General features: G+C 69.0%; 15 protein-coding genes. All 15 read right to left on the bottom strand.

Annotation, left to right across the window (positions count from 1 at the left end; all coding sequences use genetic code 11):
• Window positions 1–178: 178 nt before the first annotated feature.
• The 15 genes from fusA to secE all read right to left on the bottom strand — a co-directional run bounded on the left by fusA (window position 179) and on the right by secE (window position 19,665).
• Window positions 179–2,275, bottom strand: coding sequence for an elongation factor G (fusA, locus tag AC0AIB_RS16770; protein WP_328342827.1), 2,097 nt, complete (start codon window positions 2,273–2,275; stop codon window positions 179–181).
• A gap of 75 nt (window positions 2,276–2,350) precedes the next feature.
• The gene (gene rpsG, locus AC0AIB_RS16765) at window positions 2,351–2,821 is read right to left on the bottom strand and encodes a 30S ribosomal protein S7 (protein ID WP_067301402.1); all 471 of its coding nucleotides are present in this window, start codon (window positions 2,819–2,821) and stop codon (window positions 2,351–2,353) included.
• Window position 2,822: 1 nt separating this feature from the next.
• On the bottom strand, window positions 2,823–3,197 hold the full coding sequence (gene rpsL, locus AC0AIB_RS16760; RefSeq protein WP_007465318.1) for a 30S ribosomal protein S12: 375 nt from the start codon (window positions 3,195–3,197) through the stop codon (window positions 2,823–2,825).
• A gap of 515 nt (window positions 3,198–3,712) precedes the next feature.
• Window positions 3,713–4,105, bottom strand: coding sequence for a hypothetical protein (locus AC0AIB_RS16755; protein WP_328349031.1), 393 nt, complete (start codon window positions 4,103–4,105; stop codon window positions 3,713–3,715).
• A gap of 476 nt (window positions 4,106–4,581) precedes the next feature.
• A complete protein-coding gene (locus AC0AIB_RS16750; RefSeq protein WP_328342824.1) occupies window positions 4,582–4,950 on the bottom strand; it encodes a hypothetical protein in 369 nt (122 codons plus the stop codon).
• 180 nt (window positions 4,951–5,130) lie between these two features.
• Window positions 5,131–9,021, bottom strand: a complete 3,891-nt coding sequence (locus tag AC0AIB_RS16745) for a DNA-directed RNA polymerase subunit beta' (RefSeq protein ID WP_328342823.1) — start codon at window positions 9,019–9,021, stop codon at window positions 5,131–5,133.
• Window positions 9,022–9,098: 77 nt separating this feature from the next.
• Entirely contained in the window at window positions 9,099–12,530 is a 3,432-nt protein-coding gene (rpoB, locus tag AC0AIB_RS16740) for a DNA-directed RNA polymerase subunit beta (protein ID WP_465097025.1), read from the bottom strand.
• 588 nt (window positions 12,531–13,118) lie between these two features.
• Window positions 13,119–13,502, bottom strand: coding sequence for a 50S ribosomal protein L7/L12 (gene rplL / locus AC0AIB_RS16735; protein WP_091242050.1), 384 nt, complete (start codon window positions 13,500–13,502; stop codon window positions 13,119–13,121).
• A 54-nt stretch (window positions 13,503–13,556) separates the two neighbouring features.
• Window positions 13,557–14,105 carry a 50S ribosomal protein L10 gene (gene rplJ / locus AC0AIB_RS16730; RefSeq protein WP_067301385.1) on the bottom strand — a complete coding sequence of 183 codons (549 nt, stop codon included), beginning with the start codon at window positions 14,103–14,105 and terminating at the stop codon, window positions 13,557–13,559.
• A 1,252-nt stretch (window positions 14,106–15,357) separates the two neighbouring features.
• Window positions 15,358–16,044 carry a hypothetical protein gene (locus AC0AIB_RS16725; RefSeq protein ID WP_465097024.1) on the bottom strand — a complete coding sequence of 229 codons (687 nt, stop codon included), beginning with the start codon at window positions 16,042–16,044 and terminating at the stop codon, window positions 15,358–15,360.
• The gene (locus AC0AIB_RS16720; RefSeq protein ID WP_465097023.1) at window positions 16,041–16,979 is read right to left on the bottom strand and encodes an ABC transporter ATP-binding protein; all 939 of its coding nucleotides are present in this window, start codon (window positions 16,977–16,979) and stop codon (window positions 16,041–16,043) included. The genes AC0AIB_RS16725 and AC0AIB_RS16720 overlap by 4 nt, the downstream gene beginning before the upstream one ends.
• Window positions 16,980–17,056: 77 nt before the next feature.
• On the bottom strand, window positions 17,057–17,773 hold the full coding sequence (gene rplA / locus AC0AIB_RS16715; protein WP_328342819.1) for a 50S ribosomal protein L1: 717 nt from the start codon (window positions 17,771–17,773) through the stop codon (window positions 17,057–17,059).
• A gap of 80 nt (window positions 17,774–17,853) precedes the next feature.
• Entirely contained in the window at window positions 17,854–18,285 is a 432-nt protein-coding gene (gene rplK, locus AC0AIB_RS16710; protein ID WP_208568215.1) for a 50S ribosomal protein L11, read from the bottom strand.
• Between the two features lie 184 nt (window positions 18,286–18,469).
• Entirely contained in the window at window positions 18,470–19,192 is a 723-nt protein-coding gene (nusG, locus tag AC0AIB_RS16705; RefSeq protein ID WP_328342814.1) for a transcription termination/antitermination protein NusG, read from the bottom strand.
• Between the two features lie 38 nt (window positions 19,193–19,230).
• The gene (gene secE / locus AC0AIB_RS16700; protein WP_328342813.1) at window positions 19,231–19,665 is read right to left on the bottom strand and encodes a preprotein translocase subunit SecE; all 435 of its coding nucleotides are present in this window, start codon (window positions 19,663–19,665) and stop codon (window positions 19,231–19,233) included.
• Window positions 19,666–19,707 lie beyond the last annotated feature (42 nt).

The raw sequence follows: 19,707 nt of genomic DNA, 5'->3' as shown, positions 1-19,707 counted from the left end.
CGCCGGACGGCGCTTAGGACTCTGTCGACAGCCTTTCCGGCCTGCGGCCGGAGAGCTTGGTGGGTTCTGCGGCGATGAAGCCTACAGGCCCGGATTCACACAACTCGACCGAGGTGGTCGCGGGCGGGAACACCTCCCGCGACCGGCCCCGGCTCACCGGATCAGCAGCGGGTGAGCGTCACTCACCCGTCGCCTTGGCGATGATCTCCTTCGCCACGCTCTGCGGCACCTCGGCGTAGGAGTCGAACTGCATGCTGTAGCTAGCCCGGCCCTGGGTCTTCGACCGCAGGTCGCCGACGTAGCCGAACATCTCCGACAACGGCACCAGAGCCTTCACGATGCGGGCGCCGCTGCGCTCCTCCATCGCCTGGATGATGCCGCGGCGGGAGTTGAGGTCGCCGATGACGTCACCCATGTTCTCCTCAGGAGTGGTGACCTCAACGGCCATCATCGGCTCGAGCAATGCCGGGTCGGCCTTGCGGGCCGCGTCCTTCATCACCATCGAGCCGGCGATCTTGAATGCCATTTCCGACGAGTCGACGTCGTGGTACTGACCGTCGAGCAGCGTCAGCTTGACCCCGACCAGCGGGAAGCCCGCCAGGATGCCGTACTGCATGGCATCCTGCGCGCCGGCGTCGACCGACGGGATGTACTCCCGCGGGATACGACCACCGCTCACCGCGTTGGCGAACTCGTAGGTCGGCGACTCGTTGTCAAGCGGCAGCGGCTCGATGCTCACGATGACGCGGGCGTACTGGCCGGAGCCACCGGTCTGCTTCTTGTGGGTGTACTCGACCTTGTCCACCTTGCGGCGGATGGTCTCGCGGTACGCCACCTGCGGCTTGCCGACGTTGGCCTCGACGTTGAACTCACGGCGCATCCGGTCGACCAGGATGTCCAGGTGCAGCTCGCCCATGCCGGAGATGACCGTCTGGCCGGTCTCCTCGTCGAGCCGGACCCGGAAGGTCGGGTCCTCCTCGGCCAGCCGCTGGATCGCGGTGCCGAGCTTCTCCTGGTCGGACTTGGTCTTCGGCTCGATCGCCACCGAGATGACCGGCTCCGGGAAGGTCATCGACTCCAGGATGACCGGGTTCGCCGGGTCGGAGAGCGTGTCGCCGGTGGTGGTCTGCTTGAGACCCTGCACCGCGATGATGTCGCCGGCCTGCGCCGTCGGACGCTCTTCCCGCTTGTTGGCGTGCATCTGGTAGATCTTGCCGATCCGCTCCTTGCGGTCCTTGGTGGAGTTGACCACCTGGGAGCCGGACTCGAGCAGACCGGAGTAGACCCGGACGTAGGTGAGCTTGCCGAGGTGCTTGTCCGTCTGGATCTTGAAGGCCAGGCCGGAGAACGGCTCGTTCTTCGACGGCTTACGCACCAGCGGGGTCTCGCCGTCGGTGGCCGTGCCCTCGATCGCCGGGACGTCCAGCGGCGACGGCAGGAAGTCGACCACGGCGTCGAGCATGGGCTGCACGCCCTTGTTCTTGAACGCCGAACCGCACAGCACCGGGTTGGCCTTGCTGGCGATGGTGGACCGCCGGATGGCGGCCTTGATCTCCTCGACGGAGATCTCCTCGCCCTCCAGGTACTTCTCCATCACCGCGTCATCGACGTCGGCCAGGGTCTCCATCAGCTTCTCGCGCCACTCGGCCGCGGAGTCGGCCAGGTCGGCCGGGATCTCCTCGATCGCGTAGTCCTCACCCTTCTGGGTCTCCCCGCGCCAGGTGAGGGCACGCATGCCGATCAGGTCGACGACGCCGATGTGGTCGCCCTCGAGCCCGATCGGGATCTGGAGCACCAGCGGGGTGGCGTTGAGCCGGTCGATCATCATCTGCACGCAGCGGAAGAAGTCCGCGCCGGTGCGGTCGAGCTTGTTGACGAAGCACATCCGCGGAACGTGGTACTTGTCGGCCTGCCGCCAGACGTTCTCCGTCTGCGGCTCCACGCCGGCGACACCGTCGTAGACCGCGACCGCACCGTCCAGCACCCGCAGCGACCGCTCGACCTCGACCGTGAAGTCGACGTGACCGGGCGTGTCGATGATCTGGATCGTGTGGCCCTTCCACTCACACTTGGTGGCAGCAGAGGTGATCGTGATGCCACGCTCCTGCTCCTGCTCCATCCAGTCCATGACGGCAGCGCCCTCGTGGACCTCACCGATCTTGTAGGTGATACCGGTGTAGAACAGGATCCGCTCAGTGGTCGTGGTCTTACCGGCATCGATGTGCGCCATGATGCCGATGTTGCGTACGTTGGCGAGCGCGTCTGCGGCGGCCACTTCAGTCCCTACTTATCGTCGTCTCGACTCGACCGATGGCGGTTCCGGCGCCGGTCAGGCGCCGGAACCAAGCTGTTACCAGCGGTAGTGCGCGAAGGCCTTGTTGGACTCCGCCATCTTGTGAGTGTCCTCGCGCCGCTTGACTGCGGCCCCCAGACCGTTGCTCGCGTCCAGCAGCTCGTTCATCAGCCGCTCGATCATGGTCTTCTCACGGCGGGCCTTGGAGTACGTCACCAGCCAGCGCAGACCGAGGGTGGTCGCCCGGGACGGACGGACCTCGACCGGCACCTGGTAGGTGGCGCCACCGACGCGGCGGCTGCGCACCTCGAGGGTCGGCTTGACGTTGTCCATCGCCCGCTTGAGGGTGACGACCGGGTCGGTGCCGCTCTTCTCGCGGCAGCCCTCCAGGGCCGCGTACACGATGCGCTCGGCGAGCTGACGCTTACCGCGCATCAGGATCTTGTTGACCAACTGGGTGACAAGCGGCGAGTTGTACACCGGGTCAGCGACAAGCGGTTTCCGCGGAGCGGGTCCCTTACGCGGCATGTCAGCTCTTCTCCTTCTTCGCGCCGTACCGGCTGCGCGCCTGCTTGCGGTTGCGGACACCCTGGGTGTCCAGCGAACCGCGGACGATCTTGTAACGCACGCCGGGGAGGTCCTTCACCCGGCCGCCGCGAACGAGCACGATCGAGTGCTCCTGCAGGTTGTGACCCACGCCCGGGATGTAGGCGGTCACCTCGATCTGGCTGCTGAGCTTGACACGAGCGACCTTGCGGAGCGCCGAGTTCGGCTTCTTGGGGGTGGTGGTGTACACGCGGGTGCACACACCGCGCCGCTGAGGGGATCCCTTCAGCGCCGGGGTCTTGGTCTTGGTCGTCTTGGCCTGGCGGCCCTTTCGGACCAGCTGCTGAATGGTGGGCACCGGGTTTCTCCGCTCCCTTCGGCCGCTCACGCGACCGCGCCGTCTGCTCGTTAGCCGACCTGATGGTCGACTCTCCTACATTCCGGCCGGTGCCACCTCGCGGAGGCCCCGGCACCCGCGGTCGGGCGTGTCGCCCGATTCGCGGTCCCGGTGCCGACGCTCACGCGCGCACCGGCTTTCTGTCACCGGCGTGCGGTCGTCGCGCACCGGGTCTTGGACTGTGTCGTACGGCCGCTCGATCTCCGGAGCAAATCCGAATCCCGCGCACGCACGAGCCACCCAGGCTTGCCCGGGCGCAAGAGAGAAGAGTACCTACCACAGCCGCACAGGTCAAAACGGGTTGGTCCGCCGGGTCTCACAACTTCCCACCGGTCACGCCGTGTGCCTGCCTGCTCGCCCGGGTCGGGCCCCTCAGGTGCTCCAGTGTACCGGCTGTCGCGGGCCGCGGCCCGCCACCCCCGGACGGCCCGGCCCGTCACCCCGGACAGCGGGGCCCGTCACCCCGGACAGCGGGGTCACGCCAACTGCACCAGCAACGCCAGCCCCAACCCCAGCAGGCTGAGCACCAGCCCCACCCCGCCACAGCTGATCCCGGCCGTCGCCAGGCCCCGACCGGTGAACCGCACCGCCGGCGGCGGAGCGGCCCGCCGGATCTGCCGACGGGCCAGCATCCCGGCGACGATCGCCGCGCCGCCGGCCAGCACGCCCGGCACGGTGAACGCGCCGGCCGCCCAGGCACCGCCGAGCTGCGCTCCCCCGACGCCGAAGCAGATCACCAGCAACGAGACCAGGATCGACACCACCCCGGCGACCAGCGACCCCACCGCCGGACCGGAGGTGACCGCCGGCACGTCCAGGTGCACCACGGCGAAGGGCGTACCAGGGACCGGGTCGACCCGCTTCGGCAGGCGGGGGGCGTCCGGTGGAGGCGGGGGCAGCGGCCCGGGTCCAGGCCCGGAAGGCCCCGACCAGCCGGGCCCGGGTCCGGAGGGCCCTGACCAGCCGGGCCCGGAGGGTGCCGGCCAGCCCGGCCCGGCCGTCGGACCCGCCGGCTGTCCCGGGTACGGCCCGGGCAGCGTCGGCGGATGGTCACCCGCCGGCAGCACGCCGGGATACGACCCACCCGACCCGGAGTACGACCCGATCCCGGTCGGGCCGGAGGGACGCGGCCAGCCGGCCGGGCCAGGCACCGGCGAACCGGAGGGCGAGGCAGGCTCCGGGGAACCGGCGGGCGGCCCGCCCGGGTCGCCTGCCGACGGCGACGCCGGTTCCGTCACGGGGTCCTCCTGTCGCGAACTGGGTCCACCGTCACGCGACGGACACCGGCCAGGCTACCGCCGCCACGCACCGTGGGTGCTCCCCACCGGATCATCACCCCGCCGGGTCAGTCCACGTTCGGGGCGAAGTCCTGCCCGGACGGGGAACCTGTCAGCCGGACCACGCCGATCACCACGAGCGTCACCACGGCCACCGCGACCAGCACCAACCCCACCCAGGCCAACCGCTCCCCCCGCCGCAGCCAGGCCGCCCCGGTGAGGAAACCACCCGAGGCGTACGCCTCCCGACGGGCCTGCCGGGCCAACTGGAGCGCCACCGTGGCGGGCACCACCCCACCGACGAACAGCCCGGTCAGCGCCCCGATCAGGCCGAGCGCGAAGACGGCCCGTGCCTTGGTGGCACGCACCGGGTCGGGGTCGAGCGGATGACGTGGCGGCTGGTGCGTCACCGGCACCTGCCCCGGAGCGGTCGTCATGTCCACCATCATGCCCGGCCGTCCCGCCGTACCGGGCACTCCCCGGCGGTCCACCCCCGCAGCCGGGCGTTCGCCCACCTACCGACGGGCCGGTCGGCAACCACCGACGACCGCACGGCCGTGGACCCCGGCTACGACGAAGGCCCCCGGCACGCTGCCGGGGGCCTTCGTCGGTGGTGCCTAGCGGTACGACCCGAAGTCGAAGTCGTCAAGCGGCACAGCCTGGCCACTGGCCGGGCCGAAGCCGTAGTCGGTCTCCGGGTAACCGGTCATCGAGTAGACCTTGGCCTTCGCCTCCTCGGTCGGCTCGACCCGGACGTTGCGGTACTTGCTGATGCCGGTACCGGCCGGGATGAGCTTACCGATGATCACGTTCTCCTTGAGGCCGACCAGCGAGTCGCTGCGCGAGTTGATCGCCGCGTCGGTCAGCACCCGGGTGGTCTCCTGGAAGGAGGCCGCCGAGAGCCAGGAGTCCGTGGCCAGCGAGGCCTTGGTGATACCCATCAGCACCGGGCGACCGGCGGCGGGCTCGCCACCCTCGCCGACCAGTCGGCGGTTCTCCGACTCGAACAGCGCCCGGTCGACGAGCACACCCGGCAGGAACTCGGTCGAGCCGGAGTCGATGACCGTCACCCGCTTGAGCATCTGGCGGATGATGATCTCGATGTGCTTGTCGTGGATGAGCACACCCTGCGAGCGGTAGACCTCCTGGACCTCCTGGGTCAGGTGGACCTGGACCGCCCGCGGGCCGAGGATGCGCAGCAGCTCGTGCGGGTCGATGGTGCCCTCGGTGAGCTTCTCGCCGACCTCGACGTGGTCCCCGTCGTGGGTCCGCAGCCCGACCCGCTTGGAGATCTTGTCGTAGACGATCTCGTCGCTACCGTCGTCCGGCACCACGATGATCTTCCGGGACCGCTCGCCGTCCTCGATCCGGATCCGACCCGGGGTGTCGGCGATGGGCGCCTTGCCCTTCGGGATCCGGGCCTCGAAGATCTCCTGGACACGCGGCAGACCCTGGGTGATGTCCTCACCCGCGACACCACCGGTGTGGAAGGTACGCATCGTCAGCTGGGTGCCCGGCTCACCGATCGACTGGGCGGCGATGATGCCGACCGCCTCGCCGACGTCCACGGTCTTGCCGGTCGGCAACGAGCGGCCGTAGCACGCACCGCAGACGCCCAGCTTCGACTCGCAGGTGAGCACGCTGCGCACCCGGATCGTCTCCACCCCGGCGGCGACGATCTGGTCGACCCCGATGGAGTTGACGTCCTGACCCCGGTGGGCCACCACGGTGCCGTCCGGCCCCTTGATGTCGTCGGCCAGGGTCCGGGCGTGCACGCTGGTCTCGGCGTGCTCGTGCACGACCAGCCGGCCACCCTCCAGGCGCTCGCCGATCTGCATCGGGATCGCCCGGTCGGTGCCGCAGTCCTCCTCGCGGATGATGACGTCCTGCGAGACGTCCACCAGACGACGGGTCAGGTAACCCGAGTCGGCGGTCCGCAGCGCGGTGTCGGCCAGACCCTTACGGGCACCGTGGGTGGAGATGAAGTACTCCAGCACGGACAGACCCTCCCGGTACGAGGCCTTGATCGGCCGCGGGATGATCTCACCCTTCGGGTTGGCCACCAGACCACGGATCGCCGCGATCTGCCGGAGCTGGAGCAGGTTACCGCGGGCACCCGAGTTGATCATCTTCCACAGCGGGTTCTCCTGCGGCAGCGCGGTGTCCATCTCCTTGGCGACCTCGTTGGTCGCCTTGGTCCAGATCTCGATGAGCTCGCCGCGTCGCTCCTCGGCGGTCATCAGACCACGCTGGTACTGCTTGTCGATCCGGTCGGCTTCCTTCTCGTACTTCTCCAGGATCTCCCGCTTGCGCGGCGGCGGGATGACGTCCTCCATGCCGATGGTGACGCCGGACCAGGTGGCCCAGTGGAAGCCCGCCTCCTTGAGGCCGTCCAGGGTGGCCGCCAGGGCCACCTTCGGGAAGCGCTCGGCGAGGTCGTTGACGATCGCGGAGAGCTGACCCTTGCGGATCTCGTAGTTCACGAAGCGGTAGCCCTGCGGCAGCGTCTCGTTGAACAGGACCCGGCCCAGCGTGGTCTCCACGGTCACCGGGTCGCCCTCGGTCCAGCCCTCGGGCGCGACCCACGGCTCGGCACCGGTGCCGTTGTCCACACCCACCACGTTGCGCAGCCGGATCTTCACCGGGGTCTGCAGGTGCAGCTCGCTCGCGTCGAAGGCCATCCGCGCCTCGGCGTCCGAGCTGAACGCCCGGCCCTCGCCCCGGCCACCCGGGATGAGGTGGGTCAGGTGGTAGAGACCGATGACCATGTCCTGGGTGGGCATGGTGACAGGCTTGCCGTCGGCCGGCTTGAGGATGTTGTTCGACGACAGCATCAGGATCCGCGCCTCGGCCTGGGCCTCGGCGGACAGCGGCACGTGCACCGCCATCTGGTCACCGTCGAAGTCGGCGTTGAACGCGGTGCAGACCAGCGGGTGGATCTGGATCGCCTTGCCCTCGACCAGCTGCGGCTCGAAGGCCTGGATGCCCAGGCGGTGCAGGGTCGGCGCCCGGTTGAGCAGCACCGGGTGCTCGCCGATGACCTCTTCCAGCACGTCCCACACGACCGGCCGCTGCCGCTCGACCATCCGCTTGGCGGACTTGATGTTCTGCGCGTGGTTGAGGTCGACCAGCCGCTTCATCACGAACGGCTTGAACAGCTCCAGCGCCATCTGCTTGGGCAGACCGCACTGGTGCAGCTTGAGCTTGGGGCCGACCACGATGACCGAACGGCCGGAGTAGTCGACGCGCTTGCCGAGCAGGTTCTGCCGGAACCGGCCCTGCTTGCCCTTGAGCATGTCCGACAGCGACTTGAGCGGGCGGTTACCCGGGCCGGTGACCGGCCGACCGCGACGGCCGTTGTCGAACAGCGCGTCGACGGCCTCCTGGAGCATCCGCTTCTCGTTGTTGACGATGATCTCGGGTGCGCCGAGGTCGATCAGCCGCTTGAGGCGGTTGTTCCGGTTGATCACGCGTCGGTACAGGTCGTTCAGGTCGGAGGTCGCGAAACGGCCACCGTCGAGCTGCACCATCGGGCGCAGGTCCGGCGGGATGACCGGGACGCAGTCCAGCACCATGCCGAGCGGCGAGTTGCGGGTGTTCAGGAACGCCGCGACGACCTTCAGCCGCTTGAGCGCCCGGATCTTCCGCTGCCCCTTGCCGGAGCGGATCGTCTCGCGCAGGCTCTCGGCCTCGGCGTCGAGGTCCATGTTCTGGACCAGCGCCTTGATCGCCTCGGCGCCCATGCCGCCGGTGAAGTACTCGCCGAACCGGTCGCGCAGCTCGCGGTAGAGCAGCTCGTCGGTGACCAACTGCTTCGAGTCGAGCTTGCGGAAGGTGTCGAGAACCTCGTCGAGGCGGTCGATCTCGCGCTGGGCCCGGTCGCGGATCTGGCGCATCTCGCGCTCTCCGCCCTCCTTGACCTTGCGCCGGACGTCCGCCTTGGCACCCTCGGCCTCCAGCTCGGCCAGGTCGGCCTCGAGCTTGGCGGCGCGCTTCTCGATCTCCGAGTCGCGGCTGTTCTCGGACTGCCGCTTCTCGGCGAGGATCTCGTTCTCGATGGTCGAGATGTCGCGGTGGCGCGCCTCGGCATCCACGCTCGTCACGACGTACGAGGCGAAGTAGATGATCTTCTCGAGGTCCTTGGGGGCGAGGTCCAGCAGGTAGCCCAGCCGGCTCGGGACGCCCTTGAAGTACCAGATGTGGGTGACCGGGGCGGCCAGCTCGATGTGCCCCATCCGCTCACGACGGACCTTCGACCGGGTCACCTCGACGCCGCAGCGCTCGCAGATGATGCCCTTGAACCGGACCCGCTTGTACTTACCGCAGTAGCACTCCCAGTCCCGCTGAGGGCCGAAGATCTTCTCGCAGAAGAGTCCGTCCTTCTCCGGCTTGAGGGTGCGGTAGTTGATCGTCTCAGGCTTCTTGACCTCACCGTGCGACCACTGACGGATGTCGTCCGCGGTCGCGAGGCCGATACGCAGCTCGTCGAAGAAGTTGACGTCGAGCACTATGTCCCCTATGTCGTCGTCTTTACAGCTAGATCACGGGCGGGGTTGGGGGCCTGCCGGCCCCCAACCCACACCACTTACACCTCTTCGACCGAGCTCGGCTCGCGCCGGGACAGGTCGATGCCCAGCTCCTCCGCGGCCCGGAACACCTCGTCGTCGGTCTCGCGCATCTCCAGGGCCACCCCGTCGCTGCTGAGCACCTCGACGTTCAGGCACAGCGACTGGAGCTCCTTGAGCAGCACCTTGAACGACTCCGGGATGCCCGGCTCGGGAATGTTCTCGCCCTTGACGATCGCCTCGTAGACCTTGACCCGGCCCAGGACGTCGTCGGACTTGATGGTCAGCAGCTCCTGCAGGGCGTAGGCAGCGCCGTACGCCTGCATCGCCCAGCACTCCATCTCACCGAAGCGCTGGCCACCGAACTGCGCCTTACCACCCAGCGGCTGCTGCGTGATCATCGAGTACGGACCGGTCGAACGGGCGTGGATCTTGTCGTCGACCAGGTGGTTGAGCTTCAGGATGTAGATGTAACCGACCGCGATCGGGTCCGGCAGCGGCTCGCCGGACCGGCCGTCGAACAGCCGCGCCTTACCCGAGGAACCGATCAGCTGGTTGCCGTCCCGGTTGGGCAGGGTCGACGCGAGCAGGCCGGAGATCTCCTCTTCACGGGCACCGTCGAAGACCGGGGTGGCCACGTTCGTGTCCCCCTCGGACTCGTGCGCGTCGATCGAGCGGAGCTGACGCTTCCAGTCGGCGTCCTCGCCCTCGACCTTCCAGCCGGTCTTGGCGACCCAACCGAGGTGGGTCTCCAGCACCTGCCCGATGTTCATTCGCGACGGCACACCCAGCGGGTTCAGCACGATGTCGACCGGGGTGCCGTCCTCCAGGAACGGCATGTCCTCGATCGGCAGGATCTTCGAGATGACGCCCTTGTTACCGTGCCGGCCGGCGAGCTTGTCGCCGTCCTGGATCTTCCGCTTCTGGGCGACGTAGACCCGGACCAGCTCGTTGACGCCCGGCGGCAGCTCGTCGCCGTCCTCGCGGGAGAAGGTACGCACACCGATGACCGTGCCGGTCTCGCCGTGCGGCACCTTCAGCGAGGTGTCCCGGACCTCCCGCGCCTTCTCACCGAAGATCGCGCGGAGCAGCCGCTCCTCGGGGGTCAGCTCGGTCTCGCCCTTGGGCGTGACCTTGCCGACCAGGATGTCACCGGGAACGACCTCGGCGCCGATCCGGATGATGCCGCGCTCGTCGAGGTCGGCGAGCATTTCCTCGCTGACGTTCGGGATGTCGCGGGTGATCTCCTCCGGGCCGAGCTTGGTGTCCCGGGCGTCGACCTCGTGCTCCTCGATGTGGATCGAGGTGAGCACGTCCTGCTGCACGAGGCGCTGCGACAGGATGATCGCGTCCTCGTAGTTGTGGCCCTCCCAGCACATGAACGCCACCAGCAGGTTGCGCCCGAGCGCCATCTCGCCCTCGTCGGTGCACGGACCGTCGGCGATGACCTGGCCGGCCTCGACGCGGTCGCCCTCGAAGACCACCGGCTTCTGGTTGACGCAGGAGCCGGAGTTGGAGCGGCGGAACTTGTGCAGCAGGTACGTCCGGCGGTGACCGTCGTCCTGGTGGATGGTGATGTAGTCGGCGCAGAGGTCCTCGATCACACCGCCGACCTCGGCGACGACGACGTCGCCGGCGTCCACGGCCGCGCGGTACTCCATGCCCGTGCCGACCAGCGGGGCCTCGGCCTTGACCAGGGGCACCGCCTGACGCTGCATGTTGGCGCCCATCAGGGCACGGTTGGCGTCGTCGTGCTCGAGGAACGGGATCATCGCGGTGCCGACGGAGACCATCTGCCGCGGCGAGATGTCCATGTAGTCGACGGCGCTCGGGATCACGTCCTCGGTCTCGCCACCCTTACGGCGACACAGGACCCGGTCCTCGGCGAAGGTGCCGTCGGCCTGCAGCGGTGCGTTGGCCTGCGCCTTGACGAACCGGTCCTCGTCGTCCGCGGTCAGGTAGTCGACCTGGTCGGTGACCCGGCCGTCGACGACCTTTCGGTACGGCGTCTCGATGAAGCCGAACGGGTTGACCCGGGCGAACGTCGAGAGGTTGCCGATCAGGCCGATGTTCGGGCCTTCGGGCGTCTCGATCGGGCACATCCGGCCGTAGTGGGACGGGTGCACGTCGCGGACCTCGAAGCCGGCCCGCTCCCGGGACAGACCACCCGGGCCGAGCGCGTTCAACCGCCGCCGGTGGGTGAGCCCCGCCAGCGGGTTGGTCTGGTCCATGAACTGGGACAGCTGGGACGTACCGAAGAACTCCTTGATCGCCGCCACCACCGGGCGGATGTTGATCAGGGTCTGCGGCGTGATCGCCTCGACGTCCTGCGTCGTCATCCGCTCCCGGACGACCCGCTCCATCCGCGACAGACCGACCCGGACCTGGTTCTGGATGAGCTCACCCACGGTCCGGATCCGGCGGTTGCCGAAGTGGTCGATGTCGTCCGCCTCGTAGCCGTCCTCACCGGCGTGCAGCCGGCAGAGGTACTCGACGGTGGAGACGATGTCGTCCTCGGTGAGCGTGCCCGTGGTGATCGGCACGTTCAGCCCGAGCTTCTTGTTGAACTTGTACCGACCGACCTTGGCGACGTCGTACCGCTTCGGGTTGAAGAAGAGGTTGTCGAGCAGGGTCTGGGCGTTCTCGCGGGTCGGCGGCTCGCCAGGGCGGAGCTTGCGGTAGATGTCGAGCAGGGCCTCGTCCTGGCCGGCGATGTGGTCCTTCTCGAGCGTGGTCATCATCAGTTCGGACCAGCCGAACCGCTCGCGGATCCGCTCGGCCGACCAACCGATGGCCTTGAGGACGACCGTGACGGCCTGACGGCGCTTACGGTCGATCCGGACACCGACGGTGTCGCGCTTGTCGATGTCGAACTCCAGCCAGGCACCCCGGCTCGGGATCACCTTGACGCTGGACAGGTCGCGGTCGGAGGTCTTGTCCGGCTGCTTGTCGAAGTACACGCCGGAGGAACGGACGAGCTGGCTGGTCACGACGCGCTCGGTGCCGTTGATGATGAAGGTGCCCTTCGGCGTCATCATCGGGAAGTCACCCATGAACACCGTCTGGCTCTTGATCTCGCCAGTGGTGTTGTTGGTGAACTCCGCGGTCACGAACAGCGGCGCGCAGTAGGTCAGGTCCTTCTCCTTGCACTCCTCGATCGAGGCCTTGACCTCGTCGAAGCGCGGCGCCGAGAAGGAGAGCGACATGGTGCCGGAGAAGTCCTCAATGGGACTGATCTCGTCGAGGATCTCCGCGAGACCCGAGCGTGCGTGCGGGTCGTCCGCCGACCGGCCCTGCCAAGCCTCGTTGCCGACGAGCCAGTCGAAGGACTCGTTCTGGATGGCAAGGAGGTTGGGGACCTCGAGGTGTTCGGTGATCCTGCCGAAAGAAACTCGGCGGGGAGCGAAAGCGCTCGACGTACGACTGGTCTTCGCAGGGCGGGAAGCTGCCAAGATGCGTCCTTCCGAGGACCGGTGCTGCAGAACGGCTGGTATGCGTGCACTCCAATGACCCCACCAAAAATATCCGTAACCGGACATTTCCGAGCAGGGGCTACGTCGGAAGGCAGCGCAAACTAGCAGTGTAGCCGAGAGGCTAACCGCTGTCCAGCCCATCCCGCAGGTCGTCGCGGAACGTGCCTCGGGACCCCCGATCGGGGGTCGGACCGGGCCGCTCGGAACGCGACGTTCCTGGCGGGGCCACTCAGGTCGGAGCGGCTGCTGATGCTGCCGCAGCCTTACCCGAGAGGGGGCCGTCGCAAGCGCGGAAGGTCTTGCTGGTGTCAGCGTGCCTGGCAGGCCGGGGCTGCGTCAAGAGCCTCATCCCGGCTGCTCGCCGGGTTTCCCACTGACGGGTTACCCACGGCGTCACCGCCGGGTCGCACAACGGGTGCGAACACCCTGCTCACACCACTGATACCCGGAGTCACCACGCGCAACGGGCGGTGATCCGAAAATCGGATCACCGCCCGCCATGATGCGGTGTGCCACGGCTCACCCGAGCCGGACACGCGCCGAGGTCAGCCCGAGGCCGACCTCAGGTCACTTGAGGGTGACCTTGGCGCCCTCACCCTCGAGCTTGGCCTTCGCCTTCTCGGCGGTCTCCTTGTTGACCTTCTCCAGGATCGCCTTCGGCGCGGCCTCGACCGCGTCCTTGGCCTCCTTGAGGCCCAGGCCGGTCAGCTCACGCACGACCTTGATGACCTGGATCTTCTTGCCACCGTCAGCCTCGAGGACGACGTCGAACTCGTCCTTCTCCGGCTCGGCCTCGGCCGGGGCGGCAGCGCCGCCGGCAGCGGCGACCGCGACCGGAGCGGCGGCGGTGACCTCGAAGGTCTCCTCGAACTGCTTCACGAACTCAGAGAGCTCGATCAGCGTCATCTCCTTGAACGCGTCGAGCAGCTCGTCGGTGCTGAGCTTCGCCATGTCTGGCGTCCTTTCTCGCAGTGAAAACTAAGAATGTGGTGCGCCGGGAGGGCCTCAGGCCGCCTCGGCGCCCTCCTGCTCGCGCTTCTTGTCCGCCAGGGCGGCCGCCGCACGGGCGGCCTTGGAGAGCGGTGCCTGGAACAGGGCCGCGGCCTTGCTCAGGTTGCCCTTCATCGCGCCGGCCAGCTTGGCCAGCAGCACCTCACGGGACTCCAGGTCGGCAAGCTTCGTGACCTCGGCCGCGGAAATGGCCCTGCCCTCGAAGACACCGCCCTTGATGACGAGCTTCGGGTTGGCCTTCGCGAAGTCGCGAAGCCCCTTCGCCGCCTCGACGACGTCGCCCGAAACGAAAGTCAGCGCGGTAGGACCGGTGAACAGCTCGTCGAGGCCGGAGATGCCCGCCTCGGTCGCGGCACGCTTGGCCAGCGTGTTCTTCGCAACCGTGTAGGTGGTCTCCTTGCCGAGCGAGCGCCGCAGCTGGGTGAGCTGGGAAACCGTCAGACCACGGTACTCGGTGAGCACCGCAGCGCCCGAGGTACGGAAGCTCTCGGTCAGCTCAGCGACTGCCGTGGCCTTGTCGGCCCGGATCGGCTTGTCCGCCATGTCCCTCCTCTCTCGTTACTCGGAGCTGGTCGCCGCCGAGGAGCACGAGGCTCTACGACGGCGCCGGAGGCGTCACGACAACGAAAAAGCCCCGGCGCAGGGCGCGCGGGGCGAGGCCGGACCGATCACCGCGGTCATGGACCACGGAAAGGAGCCGAATTACGCTTACCGCCCTGCGCGGGTCGCCCGTCGTCGCGGAGCCTTCGACCGTGCCGGGGCACGGTGACCAGCGGTCTCTGGGTGGAACTACCGGCCCAGGTTACGCGACGTGCCCACCCAACGCCAAATCACCCCGCGACCCACCCGCCACCACCCCGCACCCCGCACCCTTCACCCCGCCCTGCCCTGCACCCCTCGGCCCTCCCCCTCGGCCCCGCCCTGCCGGCCCGTTACCCCTGCCGCCCCGGACCCGCACCCCCTCACTTGCCGCCCCGCGCACACCCCGTACCCCTCGGCCCCACCCCGCCGCCCCGCGCCCCCAGCCCTCAGCCCTAGCCCCGGCACCGGCACCGGCACCGGCACCGGCAAGATCGTGCTGCAACCATGTTGTCAACACCGTTGCGTTAACGCCGTGGGTGGCTGGTCAACCCGGGACAGGAAGTGCCCGATCGGGGAGCGAGGTGGGCCCGCTTGGCGATCATGGAGTGGTGGTGCCGACTTTGGGGGTTCTACGGGCGTTCTGTTACCCACCACAACTCCATGATCGGCGAGGCAGCGCTGGTTGACGAACAGCCGTTCCACCTAACGCAACGGTGTTGTCCAGGTTGTAGTGGCCTTCATCGACGGCGGACACCACTACATCCTGGATCCAGCACGACCTTGACAGGGGGCGCACGGCCTTGCTGGAGGGGCGCACGACCGAGACTGTCGGGGCAGGCTGACGAGGTGGCCTGACCAGATGATCCGGCGAGATGGCCCGGCAGGTGACATGACTGGTGACCCCGATCACGTCCGCGCTGGTGGTGTAAGGGACGGCCATCGCGTGATCCGGTCTGATGTCATGCGGCGACCGGGGCGGGGTCGGTCTGGTCGGTGTCGTGTTGGCTGGTGTCGAGGATGATCATGCGGGCGTACCAGGTAGCCCAGCCAGGGTCACCCGGCAGATGGCATGGCGAGGTGACCCAGCCAGGGGTACCAGACCCGGGGCCCGGACCAAAGGGCCCGGACCAAAGCGACCGGACCAAAGGGACCGGCGGCTGGATCGGCCGGCGAGGTGGTGTGGCCGGGGTCTACCCGGTCTTCCAGGTCGGCGTCAGGGGTGGGTCCGGCGTTGCCAGGTGTAGCCGGCCAGGGCCAGCCCGGTCCAGGCGAGGGCCCAGCCGGAGAGGAGCAGGGCGGTACCCGCCGACAGGGGGCCGGCGAGCGCGCGGGCGGTCGCCAGCACCGGCGGCACGAGCCAGGGCACCACCGAGTCACGCAGGCCCAGCGCGAGGGTGCCGACCACGCCCACCGCCAGCACCGCGACGCCGTACCCTGCGTTGCGGGTCAGGGCGCGGCTGGCAAGTGCGCCCACCGCTGTGGCGGGCAGCAGAGCAAGCAGGTGTGCCCAGAGCCCGAGGGTGAGCGCGACCGGTAGCGGCAGGTCACCCGGGCCAGGCACGGCCATCCCGCCGACCAGCCACGGGAAGACCAGGGCCACCAGCACAGTGCCCGCTCCGGCGATCATCGCCGCGAGCAGCCCGGCCAACCGGGCCCGGGCCGGGCCGACCAGGACCTGCGCCAGCCGGCGCTGCACGTCCGGCTCGACGTCCAGCAGGATCTTGGTCTGCCAGGCCAGGACCGGAAAGAGCACCACGGCGCAGACGCCGTACGCCTCCGCCGGCCGGGCCCGACCGCCGCCGTAGAGGATGCCGAGGGCGACCAGGCCGGCCAGCAGCGGTGCCAGCGCCCGTCCGGTACGCAGGAAGCCGGCCAACCGCATCCGGATCAGCGCGCTCACCGGGCTGCCTCCTCCGCCCGACCGTCCCGCCCGAAGTCAGCCGTCGATCCACCCCCGAAAGTCGGGCCATCCATCGGCCCACCACTGGAAGACGGATCGACCACCGAGGGCACCACCACCGGGGACGGGTCGGGGGCAGGTGGTGCTGTCGCCTGCGAGGGCGGGACGGGGGTCTCCGGCGGAGCCGGCCCCGGGGGCGGGGCGGTGGGTTCGCGTACCCGCAGAATGTGGTGGCCGTCGGCGCGCAACCGGGCGACGGTGCCGGCCAACCGCGCGGCCGGCACCGCGACCTCGACCACCGCGACGGCCGACGGGCGGGTGGCCGGCTCCTCGGTGACCAGGCCGTCGGCCACCGTCCAGTGTCGGGCGTCGGGGAGTCGGACCGTCTCCCCCCGGTGGTCGCTGACCAGGACCGCTCCCCCGGCGGCCAACACCTCGTCGACCAGCTCCGGGACCAGGCCCCGGGCGGCGGCGTCCAGCCCCTCCCAGGGCTCGTCGAGGACCAGCAGGCCCGGGGTACGCAGCATCGCCTGGGCCAGGCCGACCTTCTGCGCGGTGCCCTTCGACAGGTCGGGCAGACGGACCTCACGGAACCCGGCCAGGCCCAGCCGGTCGGTCCACCGGTCGACGGCCCGGTCGGCGTCGGCCCGGCCCAGGCCGGCGATGCGGCCCATGGCGCTCAGGTAGCGGGTCACCGTGAAGGGCTGGTCGGCGGGGAACCGTTCGGGCACCCAGCCGACGTGCGGGGGTCGGTCTACCACCCGGCCCCGGGCCGGGCGCAGCACCCCGGCGCAGAGTTGCAGCAGGGTCGACTTGCCCGCCCCGTTGCGGCCGAGCACCACCGCCACCTCGCCCGGGTCGAGCCGGGCGGTGACACCGCGCAGCACCCACGGGCCACCCCGGCGGTACCGGAGCCGGACGTCCTCCAGTCGCATGGGGCGAGCCTGCCACAACCGGGCATACGGAAGGGGCCCCGCCACGTGGCGGGGCCCCTTCGCAGGAGAAGCCGGGCTCAGCCCTCGGCGCCGGTCTCCTGGACGTTCTTCACCACGTTGGGGTCGATCGGGACGCCCGGACCCATCGTGGTGGCCAGGGTGACCTTCTTGAGGTACTTGCCCTTGGCCGCGGACGGCTTGACGCGGAGCACCTCGTCGAGGACCGCGGCGTAGTTGTCGATCAGCTGGGCCTCGGAGAACGAGGCCTTGCCGATGATCAGGTGGAGGTTGGAGTGCTTGTCCACCCGGAAGGTGATCTTGCCGCCCTTGATGTCCGAGACGGCCTTGGTGACGTCCATGGTCACCGTGCCGGTCTTCGGGTTCGGCATCAGGCCGCGCGGGCCCAGGATCCGCGCGATCCGGCCGATCTTGGCCATCTGGTCCGGCGTGGCGATCGCCGCGTCGAAGTCGAGCCAGCCGCCCTGAATCCGGGCGACCAGTTCGTCCGTGCCCACCTCGTCGGCACCGGCGGCGACGGCCTCCTCGGCCTTCGCGCCGGCGGCGAAGACGATCACGCGGGCGGTCTTACCGGTGCCGTGCGGCAGGTTGACCACGCCACGGACCATCTGGTCCGCCTTGCGGGGGTCGACGCCGAGGCGCATGGCGACCTCGACCGTGGCGTCGAACTTGGCGCTGGTGGTGTCCTTGGCGAGCTTGACCGCCTCGGCGGGGGTGTAGAGCTTCGACTTGTCGACGGCCTCGGCGGCCTTGCGGTACGTCTTGCTGCGCTGCATCTCGGGTTACTCCTGTGGTCTCTGGCGGGCCGCGGTCGACGCGTGCCCTCCCACGAACTGATCTTGGGGACCGACCGGGGTCAGTCGTTGACGACGATGCCCATCGACCGCGCGGTGCCGGCGATGATCTTCGCAGCCTGGTCGATGTCGTTGGCGTTGAGGTCGACCATCTTCTTCTCGGCGATCTCGCGCACCTGGGCCTGGCTCACCGAGCCGACCTTCTGGCTCTGCGGCACGCCGGAGCCCTTGTCCACGCCGGCGGCCTTGAGCAGCAGCCGGGCGGCGGGCGGGGTCTTCAGGACGAAGGTGAAGGAGCGGTCCTCGTACACGCTGATCTCAGCGGGGACGATGTCGCCCCGCTGGGCCTCGGTCTGCGCGTTGTAGGACTTGCAGAACTCCATGATGTTCACGCCGTGCTGACCGAGCGCGGGGCCCACCGGCGGAGCCGGGGTCGCCTGGCCCGCCTTCAGCTGAAGCGTGAACGTCTTGACGAGCTTCTTCTTCGGAGGCATGTCACTTCCTGGGGCTTGGAACTGGGAAAGGTGCCGGCCACGGGCGCGCACGGTCAGCGCGTTGCCACAGCGACGTTCAAGAGTAGCGCAGCGCCCGGGAACCCTCTGCGCCGAGGTCCGCGCCGGGGTGGAACGACGTCGCCGGCGGGGGGCTGCTGCCCCCCGCCGGCGACGCGGAACGTCGTCAGATCTTGGCGACCTGGTTGAAGTTCAGCTCGACCGGGGTCTCCCGGCCGAAGATCGACACCAGCACCTTGAGCTTCTGCTGATCGGCGTTGATCTCGCTGATCGTCGCCGGCAGCGAGGCGAACGCGCCGTCGGTGACGGTGACCGAGTCGCCCACCTCGAAGTCGAGGACCCTGATCTCGGGCTTGGCCTTCTTCTGCTCGGTCTCCACCGCCGGGGCCAGCCACTTGATCACCTCGTCGAGGCTCAGCGGCGCCGGCCGGTCGGCCCGGTCGGTGGCTCCGACGAAGCCGGTGACCCCCGGCGTGTTGCGCACGCACGAGTAGGACTCGGCGGTCAGCTCCATCCGGACCAGGATGTAACCGGGGAAGACCTTGGCCTGGATCTGCGAACGCTTGCCGTTCTTGACCTCGACCTCTTCCCGGGTCGGCACCTCGACCTGGTAGATGAACTCCTCCATGTCGAGGGAGATGATCCGGGTCTCGAGGTTGGTCTTGACCTTGTTCTCGTAGCCGGCGTACGAGTGCACCACGTACCAGTCGCCGGGCGCGTAGCGCAGCTTCTGGCGCAGCTCGGCGACCGGGTCGTAATCCGGCTCCGGCTCCGGCTCCGTGGTCGGGAACTCCGGCTCGCTGGCGGCCTCGACCGACTCGTCACTCGCCGCCGTCGCGACCGTGGACTGGTCGTCCGTGGTCTCGGCGGTCTCGTCGTATTCAGGCACGCTTGCTCACTTCCGTCACTATCGGCTCAGTAGGCCGGTCAGCTGGGGCTGCCGAAGACCCACAGCACGCCCTTCGCGAAGGCGAAGTCGAGAAGGCCCACGATCGTCAGCATCACCGCGACGAAGGTGACCACCACGGCGGTGTAGGTCAGCAGTTCCTTGCGGGTCGGCCAGATGACCTTACGCAGTTCGGCGACGACCTCGCGGAAGAAACGCGCGATGCGGGCGAACGGCCCCACCCGGTCGGTCTCGGACCGGGTCTTCGGCTTGCTGTCGGCCTCACCCGCGCGGGTCCGCGACCGGGTCGCGGTACCGCCCCGGGATACCGGCTCGTCCGCGTCGGTGGGATCCGCGTCGGTGGCGTCATCGTCGGTGGCGTCGCCGTCGGCGGTCACCTCGTCGACGACCTCGTCACGCTCGTCGCGCAGACCGTCGTCGCCGGCGTCCTCGCCGCGCCGCTTGCTCTCGGCCACTTCGCCCTCCGTCGCGGATGTCGGTTCGTACGCCGGACGGCG

Source organism: Micromonospora sp. DSM 43699 (genome assembly GCF_055517075.1).
This window is presented reverse-complemented; position numbering and strand designations above follow the sequence as displayed.